At 55.0% G+C, this 12,563-nt stretch carries 10 protein-coding genes (1 of these 10 cut by a window edge); 8 read left to right on the top strand and 2 right to left on the bottom strand.

The features are described 5' to 3' along the window. Positions 1-3: 3 nt before the first annotated feature. The 8 genes from rfbB (at position 4) to ligA (ending at position 10,790) form a co-directional block, all read left to right on the top strand. On the top strand, positions 4-1,026 hold the full coding sequence (gene rfbB / locus E6C60_RS18745; protein ID WP_138227191.1) for a dTDP-glucose 4,6-dehydratase: 1,023 nt from the start codon (positions 4-6) through the stop codon (positions 1,024-1,026). Then, positions 1,023-1,907 (top strand): dTDP-4-dehydrorhamnose reductase, encoded by an 885-nt coding sequence (rfbD, locus tag E6C60_RS18740; protein WP_138227190.1) that lies wholly within the window; start codon positions 1,023-1,025, stop codon positions 1,905-1,907. Before rfbB ends, rfbD begins: the two co-directional genes overlap by 4 nt. A gap of 81 nt (positions 1,908-1,988) precedes the next feature. Next, positions 1,989-2,921, top strand: a complete 933-nt coding sequence (locus E6C60_RS18735; protein ID WP_138227189.1) for a glycosyltransferase family 2 protein — start codon at positions 1,989-1,991, stop codon at positions 2,919-2,921. A gap of 113 nt (positions 2,922-3,034) precedes the next feature. After that, positions 3,035-3,961, top strand: a complete 927-nt coding sequence (locus E6C60_RS18730; RefSeq protein ID WP_138227892.1) for a glycosyltransferase family 2 protein — start codon at positions 3,035-3,037, stop codon at positions 3,959-3,961. Then, positions 3,958-5,358, top strand: a complete 1,401-nt coding sequence (locus tag E6C60_RS18725) for an undecaprenyl-phosphate glucose phosphotransferase (protein ID WP_138227188.1) — start codon at positions 3,958-3,960, stop codon at positions 5,356-5,358. Before E6C60_RS18730 ends, E6C60_RS18725 begins: the two co-directional genes overlap by 4 nt. Positions 5,359-5,601: 243 nt before the next feature. Then, on the top strand, positions 5,602-6,300 hold the full coding sequence (pcrB, locus tag E6C60_RS18720) for a heptaprenylglyceryl phosphate synthase (RefSeq protein WP_138227187.1): 699 nt from the start codon (positions 5,602-5,604) through the stop codon (positions 6,298-6,300). 75 nt (positions 6,301-6,375) lie between these two features. Further along, on the top strand, positions 6,376-8,706 hold the full coding sequence (pcrA, locus tag E6C60_RS18715; protein ID WP_138227186.1) for a DNA helicase PcrA: 2,331 nt from the start codon (positions 6,376-6,378) through the stop codon (positions 8,704-8,706). A gap of 68 nt (positions 8,707-8,774) precedes the next feature. Continuing rightward, entirely contained in the window at positions 8,775-10,790 is a 2,016-nt protein-coding gene (ligA, locus tag E6C60_RS18710; protein ID WP_138227185.1) for an NAD-dependent DNA ligase LigA, read from the top strand. Positions 10,791-10,895: 105 nt separating this feature from the next. Here the strand turns inward: ligA and E6C60_RS18705 are convergent, their stop codons facing one another. Together E6C60_RS18705 and E6C60_RS18700 are read right to left on the bottom strand one after the other, a co-directional pair. Further along, positions 10,896-12,149, bottom strand: a complete 1,254-nt coding sequence (locus tag E6C60_RS18705) for an MFS transporter (RefSeq protein WP_138227184.1) — start codon at positions 12,147-12,149, stop codon at positions 10,896-10,898. A 146-nt stretch (positions 12,150-12,295) separates the two neighbouring features. After that, positions 12,296-12,563 carry the 3' portion of a molybdopterin-dependent oxidoreductase gene (locus tag E6C60_RS18700; protein WP_138227183.1) on the bottom strand. The gene runs 1,004 nt beyond the window's last position, so only the last 268 of its 1,272 coding nucleotides appear in the window; its start codon lies off the right edge, out of view — the gene reads right to left on this strand; it ends in the stop codon at positions 12,296-12,298.

The raw sequence follows: 12,563 nt of genomic DNA, 5'->3' as shown, positions 1-12,563 counted from the left end.
CACATGAAACTTATGGTTACCGGCGGGGCCGGGTTTATTGGCAGTAACTTTGTGATGTATATGCTGAAAGAGCATCCGGGCTATGAGATTGTCAACATGGATGCTTTAACGTATGCCGGAAATCTAGAGAACCTGAAATCTATTGAAAATAACCCGAACTATACCTTCGTCCAGGGAGATATTGCAGACATGGAAGAGGTAGACCGCGTCTTTCAGCAAGGTATCGATGTGGTCGTCAATTTTGCAGCAGAATCTCACGTAGACCGGAGTATTCTGGAGCCGGAGATTTTTGTGAATACCAACGTTCTGGGTACTCAGGTGCTGCTGGATGCAGCGAAGCAGTATGGAGTGACGAAGTTCGTCCAGGTTTCCACGGATGAGGTGTACGGCTCCTTAGGCGAAACAGGCTTGTTCACGGAGACCACCCCCCTTGCTCCCAACAGCCCGTATTCCGCAAGCAAGGCGGGCGGCGACCTGCTGGTTCGTGCATATCACGAAACGTTCGGCTTACCTATAAATATTACCCGCTGCTCCAATAACTACGGACCGTTTCAATTCCCGGAGAAGCTGATACCGTTAATCATTTCCCGGGCGTTAAAGGATGAAGCTCTTCCGATCTACGGTGATGGCCTGAATATTCGGGACTGGCTGTATGTGGAAGACCACTGCAGTGCGATTGACCTCGTTATCCATGATGGCGTGAACGGTGAAGTATATAACATCGGCGGCAATAACGAGCGGACCAATCTGCATATTGTAAAAACCATTTTGCAGGAGCTGGGGAAGCCCGAGTCTCTCATTACGTACGTTACAGATCGTCCGGGTCATGACCGCCGCTATGGCATCGATCCCGCCAAAATCACCCGGGAGCTGGGCTGGAAGCCCAAGCACCATTTCGAGACAGGCATTCAGGAAACCATTCAATGGTATCTGAATCACCAGGAATGGTGGACCCGCATCCAGTCGGGTGCTTATCGGGAATATGTTAACAAGCAATACGGCGATCGCTTCGGAGACGCTCCATGAGGGTGCTGGTCACCGGCGCCGGGGGACAGCTGGGCCGAGATGTGGTAGCCGCTTATGAAGAAGCAGGCCATGACGTGTTGGCATGTGGACGCAAGGAGCTGGATATTACCAATCTGGATCAGTGCCAGCGGGTCATGACTGCGTTTCAGCCGGATTGCATAGTTCATTGCGCGGCATATACCGCAGTCGATGCTGCGGAGAGTGACATCTACGGGGCTTATCTTGTGAATGCGGTTGGAACCCGGAATCTGGCGGTGTCATCAGAGCAGGCGGGAGCAAAGCTGATATACATTAGTACGGATTATGTGTTTGATGGCAAAGGTAACGTCCCCTATTATGAATATGATGCGGTAAGCCCGGAAAGTGTGTACGGCCAAACCAAACACGCCGGGGAACGGCTTACCCAGTCGCTATGCTCCAGATGGTTTATTGTGCGAACATCCTGGGTGTTTGGCCTTCACGGAGCGAACTTTGTCAAAACGATGCTGAAGCTTACCCGTGACAAGCCGGTACTGCAAGTCGTAGACGACCAGAAGGGCTCTCCTACGTATACGGTAGATCTAGCCGCCTTTTTGTTGGAGTTATCTCAGACAGAGAAATACGGGATCTATCACGCTACGAACAGCGGGGCCTGCACGTGGTATGAGTTTACGCAGGCGATTCTGGAAGACGCGGCGGAGCAGCTTCACTGGCCTGTGACAGCCCGCCTTGAGCCGTGCACCACGGCTCAATTTCCAAGACCGGCTCCGCGTCCGGCTCATTCAGTGCTGGAGCATATGTCGATAAGGACCAACGGCTTTAAGGACCTGCCCCCTTGGCGGGAGGGACTCAGACGGTTCCTGCTAGCCATGCAGCATGACCCTGAACTATACTTGAATTAAATACAGCATTATGGAGCCTGGTCTGTATGACTGGGCTTTTTTGGATTGATACATACCATACCATACCGGGGAGGGAGCCGCGTGGCCCGAAAAGTACAGGTTCTCTTGTCCGCTTATAACGGAGAACGATACATACAGCAGCAAATAGAAAGTGTCATGGAGCAAAGCTGGCGCGAGGTGTCATTGCTCATCCGCGATGACGGTTCCAGCGATGGCACCCTCAAGGTGATTCAGCGGCTGGCCGAGCAATATCAAGGACGGATTACCTGGGTGCAAGGGGGAAATCTCGGGGTGATCGGCAGCTTTTTCGAGCTGCTGAAGATGTCGGATGAAACAGCAGATTACTATTGCTTCTGTGACCAAGATGACGTGTGGCTGCCCCACAAAGTGGAATCTGCGGTGGAGAGGCTGGAGTCGAGCGTCAATTGCAGGACCCCGGCCATGATGTTTACGTCGGTACAGCTTGTCGATGAACAGCTTCGGGAGAAGGGGATTTGGCCGAAACCTCCTCGACGTGAGCCTTCGTTTTACAATGCTCTTTATGAGAATATCGCGATTGGGGCGACGATTACCTTCAATAAAGAAGCCTGGCATCTCTGCCAGCAATATTCATATCCGAATCCTTCCAGACTGCTTATGCATGACTGGTGGTTCTACATCATGATTTCCGCGTTTGGCCATGTTATTTATGATCATAAGCCCTCTATGCTATATCGACAGCATGGCGGAAATCTGGTAGGAGGCAGCAATACGATCAGCGGCAGATTAAAAAACAAGTGGAGAAGCTTCAAAAAGCATTTTGGCCGGGATCTATTGCTCCAGCAGGCAAAGGAATTTCATATCATCTATGGAGCACAGCTTTCTGATGACATGAAGCAGGAACTGCAGCAGTGGATCGCACCCCGGTCTAGCCTTGCGGAACGTATCCGCTATAGTCATCATAGCAAGCTATATCGGCAATCCGGACTGGAGAATATATGGTTCAAATTGATGGTACTGATAGGGAAGCTATAATAAATAGATATGTACTTTTTTTATTCAAACGATAGCAATCCTACCACCCCCTTCCAGCTTTACCTGTGCTATAATGTCGATAGATTGATAAACTTGTCAGGAGTTTTTACATGATCGATTTAAGTATTCTTATCGTAAATTACAATACCCGGCAGCTGACCGTGGACTGTCTGCAGTCTGTTTATGCTTCGCGCACCGCGTACACCTATGAGGTCATTGTGATCGACAACGACTCGCAGGATGATTCCGTAGCGGTGATCCGGAAGCAGTTCCCGCAGGTCACGCTGATTCAGAACCGGGAGAATACCGGCTTTGCGAAGGCCAATAATCAGGGGATGGAGATCAGCGAGGGGCGGTATCTATTGCTGCTGAACTCCGATACGCTGGTGCAGGACGATACGCTACAGGTCATGCTGGACTTTATGGAAGAGCGCACAGACCTTGGGGCATCGGGCTGTAAGGTGGTGCTGCCGGATGGCGGGCTGGACAAAGCGTGCAAGCGCGGGTTTCCCACGCCATCGGCTTCCTTCTATTATGTGTCGGGTCTGGGCAGACTGTTTCCGCAAAAGCGGGAGTTTAACCAATACCAGCTGGGCTATCTCGACCCGGATCAGGAATATCCGGTGGATTGCCTGGTCGGGGCGTTTATGCTCGTGCGGCGGGAGACGGTTCAGCAGGTGGGCGGCCTGGATGAGACCTTTTTTATGTACGGGGAAGATATTGACTGGTGCTACCGAATCAAGGCGGCGGGCTGGGGAATCCATTACACACCGCGTACGCAGATTGTGCATTACAAGGGCGGCAGTGCACGCCGGCGGTCGTTCAAGATTATTTACGAGTTTCATCGGGCGATGCTGCTGTTTCACCGCAAGCACTATCACAAGCGCTATAATCTATGGATTAACGGAGCGGTCTATCTCGGCATCGGCCTCAAAATGACGCTCTCCCTGCTTCTCAACCGCTTGAAGCCCTCCCGCCCGGCCTTGCGCCCGGTGACGACTGCTGCGCCGGCTCCTGCAGCCGTGGAGGTGGAATCGTGATTCGGCGGAATCAAGGATTTCTGACCAAATTATATATGCTGATGGATTTCGCCGTCGTACAGCTGGCGTTTCTGCTGGCCTGGTGGATCAAGTTCGAGAGCGGCTGGCTGCCGTATGAGCACCCTTTGCCGATCGAGACTTACGGCGGGTGGAGCGTCGTGTTTGGGGCGGTGGCGGTCATCGCGGGCTCCATGGTGTCCTTTTATTCTCCGAAGCGGAAGCAGCGCTTTGCCGACGAATTCATTAAGATTATAAAAACCCATTTCATCAGCATGTTTGTTCTGCTCAGCCTGATGTTCTTCTTCAAGGAGGTCGATATCTCCCGGATGTATCTGGCGCTGTATATGGTGCTGAACGTAGTGTTCATCTCGCTGTACCGGTACATTCTGAAGAGGACACTTCAATATTTCCGCGAAAAAGGCTATAACCGCCAGTTTGTGCTCATCATCGGGGCAGGCTCGCTGGGCCGGCGGTTCTACAAAAACCTGAACCAGCATCCCGCACTCGGCTACGAGGTAGTCGGCTTTCTGGACGATTACCAGCAGTGGAGCGAGCTGGATGCGCGCAGGTATAGTCCGATTCTCGGCACGGTGGAGGAGCTGGAGCATGTACTGGCTGCGAAGCTCGTGGATGAAGTGGTGCTCGCGCTTCCGCTGCTTGCGCATGACAAATATCCCGGCATTATCGAGGTCTGTGAAAAAGCAGGCGTGCGCACGCTCATCATCCCGGATTTCTTCGACTTTTTGCCGGCGCGTCCGGTGTTCGATAACTTCGCGGGGATGCCGCTCATTAACGTGCGGGACATTCCGCTCGACCTGGCGGTCAACCGCTTGTTCAAGCGTGTCTTTGATATCGCCTTCTCGCTGGCGGCCATATTGCTGACACTGCCGGTAATGGTGCTCATTTATGCCGGCATCAAGCTGACGTCCCCGGGACCCGCGATCTTCAAGCAGGAGCGGATGGGGCTGAACCGGCGTACATTCCATATGTACAAATTCCGCTCTATGAAGCTGCTGCCGGAAGGTGCGGAGGATACCGGGTGGACGGTGGAGAATGACCCGCGGCGCACGAAGCTGGGCTCTTTCCTGCGCCGGACGAGCCTGGATGAGCTGCCGCAGTTCTTCAATGTGCTGATGGGTCATATGAGCGTGGTGGGGCCAAGGCCCGAGCGGCCGTATTTTGTTGAGCAGTTTAAGGAGGCCGTGCCGAAGTACATGGTGAAGCATCATGTGCGGCCCGGCATTACCGGCTGGGCACAGAGCAACGGACTGCGGGGCGATACCTCGATCGAGGAGCGGATCAAGCACGATATCTTTTACATCGAGAACTGGTCTCTTCTCTTTGACGTCAAAATCATTCTGCGCACGATCCGCAACGGCTTCAAGAATGCCTACTAGCGCCTCAGTGCGTCCGGCAGCCGGCTGTCCCGCGGCGGCTCTTGAAATGCCAGTCATCCACATTTTCGCTTACTTGATAAACCAGGCCTGACGCCTCCTCAAAGGGAGTAGCGTCAGGTCTTTCCTTGTTAATCCCAATTTTCAAAAAATGTTCGCATGATATACGAACATCAAATTGACTTGCAACTCATGCTGTCATAGACTTATTCTAGCAGGTTAACCGTTAACGTGGAGGAATGACGCTTGAAAGACATAATCAAGTCGTGGAGGCATGTGTTTAAGCTGGATCCGGAGAAAGAGCTCTCGGAGGAGGCGCTGGAGGCCCTATGCATGTCAGGCAGTGATGCCATCATGGTGGGCGGCTCGACCGGCATAACCTACGAGAACACGGTCGATTTGATGTCCCGGGTCCGTCGGTTTGAGCTGCCATGTGTGCAGGAGGTCTCGGATCTGGAGGCTGTAGTGCCTGGCTTCGATCTGTACCTGACACCGATGGTGCTGAACACCGAGGATGTCACCTGGATTCTGGAGCGCCACCGCCAAGGCATTGAGCGTTACGGCTATATGATTCCGTGGGAGCTTGTGGTGCCGGAAGGGTATATTGTGCTGAATCCGGAGGCTGCTGTAGCGAAGCTGACGGGAGCGAAGGCAAGCCTTACGGAAGATGCAATAGCCGCTTATGCCCAGATTGCGGACAAGCTCATGTCGCTGCCGATCGTGTATCTGGAGTACAGCGGCATTTTTGGAGAGATGGATACCGTTCGCCGGGTACGCCGGGGACTGGAGCAGGCGCGGCTTTTTTACGGGGGCGGCATTACAGGCCCGTCACAGGCTATAGAGGCTGCAAGCGCAGCCGATACGGTCATTGTAGGCAATATTATATATGATGATTTGGAGCAGGCCCTGTCCACGGTGGCAGCGGTAAAAGGCACTGCCGAATAGAGGAGTCCGGAGCGACCCTGATGCTGCTGCGCCGTGCGCAGCTGGAGACAACGATGAATAGGAGGCTTTTGTATCATGCAGCCGATTGACATACACGAGGCCATTAGCCGCCTCAATCCCCCGCAGCGCCAGGCGGTTGAATCTACCGATGGACCGCTGCTGATTATGGCGGGTGCAGGCTCGGGCAAGACGCGAGTTCTGACGCACCGTATTGCGTATCTGATTGCTACGCGCAAGGCACCGCCATGGAGTATTTTGGCGATCACGTTTACGAACAAAGCAGCTCGGGAAATGCAGGAGCGGGTATCCCGATTGGTCGGGAATGAAGGAAGAGATATTTGGGTATCCACCTTCCACTCCATGTGCGTGCGCATTCTGCGCAAGGACATTGAGCGGATCGGCTATACGTCCAACTTCAGCATTCTGGACTCTACAGACCAGCTTTCGGTCATTCGCAGCTGTATGAAGCAGCTGAATATCGATCCCAAGAAGTTTGAGCCGAAGGCCATTCAGGCCATGATGAGCACCGCCAAGAATGAGCTGATCACGCCGCAGCAGTACGAGCAGAAGGCTGCGGATTATCTGGAGAGCATGACCGCCAAGGTGTATAAAGAATACCAGAAGCGCCTCAAGAGCAATAACTCGCTCGATTTTGATGACCTGATCATGTCTACCATTCAGCTGTTTAAGGAAGTGCCGGAGGTGCTGGATTTCTACCAGCGTAAATTCAAATATATTCATGTGGACGAATACCAGGATACGAACCGGGCGCAGTACATGCTGTGCCGGATGCTGGCTGACAGCCATCACCGGATCTGCGTGGTGGGGGACAGTGACCAGTCGATTTACCGGTGGCGCGGCGCGGATATCAGCAACATTCTGAATTTTGAAGAGGACTATCCGGAGGCCCGCACCATTATGCTGGAGCAGAACTACCGGTCTACGTCGAACATCCTGAGCGCGGCGAACAGCGTCATCGGGCTTAACTCCGGGCGCAAGCCGAAGAATCTGTGGACGGATCAGGGCGAAGGCTCAAAGATCAAGGTGTTCCGCGGGGATACAGAGCATGATGAGGGCTATTTTGTCACGTCAGAAATCAATAAAAATGTGAAAAACGGCCAAAACTATCAAGATCACGCCATCTTGTACCGTACAAACGCCCAGTCCCGGGTGATCGAGGAAATTCTGATTAAATCGGACATTCCGTATCAGATTGTCGGCGGCATCAAGTTCTACGATCGAAAAGAGATCAAGGACATGCTTGCCTACCTGCGGCTCATCTCGAACCCGGACGATGACGTCAGTCTGACGCGGATTATTAACGTGCCGAAGCGAAGCATCGGGGATACGACGGTAGGCAAGCTGGCGGCAGCAGCGACGGAGCGGGGCGTCTCCATGTATCGGGCACTGGAGGTTGTGGATGATCTCGGCTTTGCGGGGCGTACCCGGAACGCGCTGGTGGAATTCTACGATATGATTGCTTCTCTGCACCGGATGGTGGAGTTTCTGTCGGTGACCGAGCTGAGTGAGAAAATGCTGGAGCTGTCCGGCTACCGCAGCGAGCTGAAGAATGAGAACACGATTGAATCCCGCTCACGCCTGGAGAACATCGACGAGTTTCTGTCGGTAACCCAGGAGTTTGAGAAGAACAATGAGGACAAGTCGCTCGTCTCCTTCCTCACCGATCTTGCACTCATTGCAGATATTGACTCCATGAACAATGATGGCGAGGAGGACCGCAGTGATGCTGTTGTCCTGATGACGATGCACAGTGCGAAGGGACTGGAGTTCCCGGTGGTATTTATCATTGGTATGGAGGAGGGAGTATTCCCGCACAGCCGCGCCCTGATGGATAATGAGGAGCTGGAGGAAGAGCGCCGGCTGGCTTATGTCGGAATTACCCGGGCGGAGCAGCAGCTATTCCTGTCCTGTGCGCGGATGCGCACTCTGTTCGGGCGGACGACAGCGAACCCGGCTTCCCGCTTTCTGGACGAGATTCCGGACGAGCTGAAGGAGGATACGCACATCGCCCGTGACCGTTACCGCCGGGGTGCTGGGGCTGGCGGCTCTTATGCGGGCCGCGGCTTTAGCGGCAGCGGGGGCGGCAACTTCGGGGCAGACCGCACAAGAGATCTGTCTCTTGGCGGCTCGACCGCCTCCGCCGTACCTTCTCCCAGCAGCCGCGTTACCGTAACGAACGGACCGGTATCCCGCACGGCAGCCGGCGCCAGCAGCGCCGGGGCCTTCCAGGCCGGTGACAAGGTGGCCCATGGCAAGTGGGGCACCGGCACCATTGTGTCCGTGAAGGGCAGCGGCAATGATACGGAGCTTCAGATTGCGTTTCCAGCGCCGGTTGGCGTCAAGCGCCTGCTCGCCGGCTTTGCGCCCATCACCAAGGTGGAGTAGCGCTTAGCTGCATGAGCAGGGCTTTCCCCGCCATGCGCCATTTTTTATCAAGGAGGATGTCCCCGTTCATGAATGCCAAGGACCAGATGGAGAAGCTGATCGCGGAGCTGAACAACTATAACTACCATTACTATACCCTGGATGAGCCGCTCATCAGCGATAAGGAATACGACGCTATGTATGATCGCTTAATATCTCTGGAGCAGGAGAGCGGAATCGTGCTGCCGGACTCTCCAACCCAGCGTGTGGGAGGCGAGATCCTGAAAGGCTTTGCGCCCCACCGCCATCTCGCCCCCCTGTGGAGCCTGGACAAGGCGCAAAATATTGAGCAGCTGCGTACCTGGCATGAGCGCGTCGTCCGGCTCATAGATGATTACAACGCCAAGAACCCGTCCAACCCGCTGCCGAAGCCTGGCTATGCGCTGGAGCTGAAATTCGACGGATTGACTCTGAATTTGACCTACACGGACGGTAAGTTGGTTCAGGCATCGACCCGTGGCAACGGCGCCGTGGGCGAAGGCATCCTCGCTCAGGTTAAGACCATTCGCTCCGTGCCGCTGGACATTCCATTTACGGACGGAACGATTGAGGTGCAGGGTGAAGGCATTATGAACCTGTCGGTGCTGGAGAAATATAACCAGACAGCGGCAGTTCCGCTGAAGAATGCGCGGAACGCCGCCGCCGGGGCGCTGCGGAACCTGAACCCGAAGGTGACTGCCGAGCGCCGGCTGACCGCGTACTTCTATAACGTTGGCTATTCCGATGGCGTAAGCTTTCAAGATCATAAGGATATGATGGATTTCCTGCGGGAGAATCGGTTTAAAGTGAATCCGTATATTTTTTATTTCCAGAGCTTTGACGATGTCATGGAGCAGTTAGCTGACATTGAAGCCAAGCGCGCCTCCCTGGACTACCTGATCGACGGCGCGGTGATGAAGCTGACGGACATGCGCACGCGGGAGATCCTTGGCTACACCGATAAATTTCCGCGCTGGGCCGTGGCCTACAAGTTCGAGGCGGAGGAGACGACCACCGTCCTGGAGTCTGTTGTCTGGAACGTAGGCCGCACCGGCAAGGTAACGCCGCTCGCCCGTGTCGAGCCTGTGGAGCTGGCTGGGGTGACGGTACAGAACTGTACGCTGAACAATGTCGGCGACATTGAGCGCAAGAATCTGAAGTACGCCCTGGGCACGCGTGTGTTCATTCGCCGCTCCAACGATGTCATTCCGGAAATTCTCGGCAAGGTAACAGAAGAGAATGACGGGGAAGAGATTCAGTATCCGGAGCAGTGTCCTTCCTGCGGTTTTCCGCTGGAGCAGCGCGGGGCTCACTTGTTCTGCAATAACAAGTCAGGCTGCAAGCCGCAGATTATTGCGAGAATTTCGCATTTTGCTTCGCGGGACGCGATGGACATTGAGACGTTCAGCGACAAGACGGCTATTCAGCTGCATGAGGAGCTGGGAGTCAAAGAGCCTGCAGATTTGTATACGCTGGAGTTTGACAGCCTGGTCAAGCTGGAGCGCTTTGGGGAGAAGAAGGCCCAGAACCTGCTGGATGCTCTGGAAGCCAGCAAAGGCCGCGATCTGGCCGCCTTCCTGTATGCGCTAGGCATTCCGAACACGGGCAAATCGACCACCAAAATGCTGGCAGACCACTACCGCGACCTGAGCCGGATTATGGAGGCTGACGCGGAGGAGCTGGTGGAGCTGCCGGATGTCGGCGGAATTGTGGCAGAGTCCATTGCAGGGTATTTTGCCGATCCATTCAACCAGGCCTCTATTGAGCGCATGCTCTCACTCGGGGTTCAGGCCAAGGCGCCGGAAGCGCCAGCTGTGATCAGCAGTGATTCCTTTTTCAGCGGCAAAACCGTCGTGCTCACCGGTACGCTGCACCTGCTCACCCGGGATGAGGCAACGGAGAAGCTGGAGGCCCTGGGCGCCAAGGTCACCGGCAGTGTATCGAAGAAAACAGACCTGCTGATTGCAGGCGAGAAAGCCGGCAGCAAGCTGGCCAAAGCCAAACAGCTCGGCATCTCTGTGCTGGAGGATGAGGAAGAGTTTGTTCGGCTGTTGAACGAGGGCTAACCATTCGGATGGATCAAAAAACACCGTATCCGCACCTGAACTCAGGTGCTGGGATGACGGTGTTTTTGACGTCTGGCAGTCTTCCTAGATCTGCCTTAACGCAGGCTACACTTTAGACCATTGCTCGATCACCCGGTCCTTGGGCAGCAGGAACGAGAACAGGCCCAGCAGCGGCAGGAAGCTGGCGGCGATCATCACATTGCCGATGCCCCAGGCGTCGCCCAGGTTGCCGAGCGCGAGAGCGCCGACCCCGCCCATGCCAAAAGCGAAGCCTGTAATGAGGCCGGATACCGTCCCGATGTTGCCAGGGTGCAGCATCTGGGCATACACGACAGTGACCGAGAAGCTGGAGAGCAGAATGAAGCCGCCGATCGTAAGCAGCACGCCTGCCCAGAACAGGGATACATAGGGCAGCAGCAGCGCGATAGGGGCTGTGCCCACCATGGACAGCATAATCAGGTTACGGCGCCCGAAGCGGTCGGCAAGCGGTCCGCCAAAGAAGGTGCCGACCGCCCCGGCAGCAAGGAACAGGAAGATGTAAATTTGAGCATCATCCAGGCCGATCCGGTAAGCGTCCATCAGATAAAACGCATAGTAGCTGCTAATTGCAGCCCCGTACCAGGAGCGCACGAATACGAGCAGCACGAGCACCAGCGTCGCATGACGGATGCTGCGGCGGCGCGCCGGATCCAGAAGGCGGCCCTTGGCGCGCTTCGTAAAGGTGTATCCGGCGTCCAGCATGGAGCGGTACCAGCGGGCCACATAGCTTTGCACGGCGACCCCGGCCGCAGCGATGAAGGTGAAATAGACCGCCCCGCTTTGACCCAGTGGTACAAAAATAAACCGTGTCAGCAGCGGCGCCAATGACTGTCCGGCGTTACCGCCCACCTGAAAGATGGACTGGGACAGGCCCTTGCGCATCCCTGCTGCCATATGAGCTACTCTCATGCCCTCGGGATGGAAGGTGGCCGAGCCGAGGCCGATCAGGATGACCGCGAACAGCACCAATATGTACGAGCCCGCATAGGCAAGGATGCCGACACCGGCAAGGGTACAGCACATTCCGAGCGGCAGCAGGATCGGCCGTGGCTTGCGGTCTGCGGCATAGCCGATTACCGGCTGGATGATAGAGGATGTGAAGTTGATGGCAAATGAAATCCAGCCGATCTGCGTGAAGGTTAACAGCAGGTTCTCCTTCAGAATGGGAAAAATCGCCGGAATCACCGCTTGAATCGAGTCATTAAACAAATGTACAAAGCTGATCGCGAGCAATATCCGGTACACGGTCTCCTGCCCCGCACCGCGGTCTGCAGCAGGAGTGGGTGCCGGCTTGGCCAGCTTCAGCGACTTATCCGCCATGATGTTCTCTCCTAACATGGGCTATCATTTCAGCATTGCTGTGGAGTGTGCCCTAAGGAACAACCTTAAGACCTTTTTCCACGAAAGACAACACTTAATTTTCCAAAAAAGCTTGCATGGCGAGTCGTTCACACGCTGTTACAGTCTCAGCTTTTCTTCGCATCCGGAATCCATGCGTCCTTGTCATAGCCGCGAACCTCCCAATATCCGGAGTAATCCCCTTCAATCAGCTCAATGCGGTTGAGCCATTTGACGGACTTGTAGGCGTACATCTGCGGCGTGACCAGACGCACCGGACCTCCGAGCTGACTCGGTATAGGCTTGCCGTCATGCAGAACAGCGACCATCACATCATCCATCCGGGCCTGCTCCATCGTTAAAGAATCGGTATACACCCCGTCGCCGGAGTAGAAC

The sequence above is a fragment of the Paenibacillus algicola genome (assembly GCF_005577435.1).
Classification (GTDB): Bacteria; Bacillota; Bacilli; order Paenibacillales; family Paenibacillaceae; genus Paenibacillus_AQ; species Paenibacillus_AQ algicola.
This window is presented reverse-complemented; position numbering and strand designations above follow the sequence as displayed.